Annotated in this window: 2 protein-coding genes; both read left to right on the plus strand. The window is 72.4% G+C overall.

Annotation, left to right across the window (positions count from 1 at the left end):
- On the plus strand, positions 1–544 hold a 544-nt coding region (locus tag ACZ4WH_RS44025), incomplete at its 5' end, for a hypothetical protein (protein ID WP_468192000.1).
- Between the two features lie 17 nt (positions 545–561).
- Positions 562–1,048, plus strand: a 487-nt coding sequence (locus tag ACZ4WH_RS44030; RefSeq protein ID WP_468192002.1) for a major capsid protein, incomplete at its 3' end; no start/stop codon positions are given.

The following is a 1,048-nucleotide window of genomic DNA, read 5'->3' on the forward strand; positions in this document are numbered from 1 at the left end:
GGGCGGCGAGCAGGGCACCGGCGGCACGGGTGGCCAGACCCCGCCCAACACGCCCCCGGCGCCCGCCCAGCAGCCCGCCGAGGGCGACCTGTCCGCGCTCCCCGAGTGGGCGCAGGAACGTATCCGCAACGCGGAGAAGCAGACCCCGCAGGCGCCCGCGCCGACCGCCCCGGCCGCGCCCGAGCAGGCCGCCGAGGGCGACCTGTCCAAGCTCCCGAAGTGGGCACAGCAGCAGCTCGCAAGCGCCCAGGAGCAGGCCAAGACCGCCGCCGTACAGGCCGCCGTACTGCGCATCGCGCCGACCGCCGGCGCCAACGCTGCGGCCCTGCTCGACAGCCAGTCCGCCATGACCGCGCTCGCCGCGGTCGACCTCGCCGACTCGAACGCCGTCACGGAGGCGATCAAGGCCGCCGTACAGGCACAGCCCCACCTCGCCGCCCCCGTCGGCCCCGCCCGGGGTGGCGCCGACTTCGGCAGCACCAACCCGCCCGAGCGCCGTCCGGGATCGCTGCACGACGCCATCGCCGCCCGTCTGGGCGCCTGAACACCTAGGAGCACCCCATGCCCGTCACTCTCGCCGAGGCGAAGAACAACACTCAGGACGACCTCGACGTCGCCGTGATCGACGAGTTCCGCAAGGAATCCGCGATCCTCGACTCGCTCACGTTCGCCGACGTCGTCAACCCCGCCGACGGCGGCGACACCCTCACGTACGGGTACCGCCGCCTGATCACCCAGCCGACCGCCTCGACCCGTGCGATCAACTCCGAGTACACCGCCGCCGAGGTCACCACCGAGCGCTACACGGTCGACCTCGCCGTCATGGGTGGATCGTTCCGCGTCGACCGCGTCGTCGCCAACCTCGGCCCGGCCGCGTCCGGCGCCGTGTCGCTCAACATGTCGCAGAAGATCAAGGCGACCCGCACCACCTTTCAGGACATGGTCGTCAACGGCGACACGGCCGTCGACGCGAACGGGTTCGACGGCCTCGACAAGGCCCTGACCGGCACCGCAACCGAGTTCCGCGCAACCGAGGTCACCGACTGGT

The sequence above is a fragment of the Streptomyces sp. NPDC029138 genome (assembly GCF_055564375.1).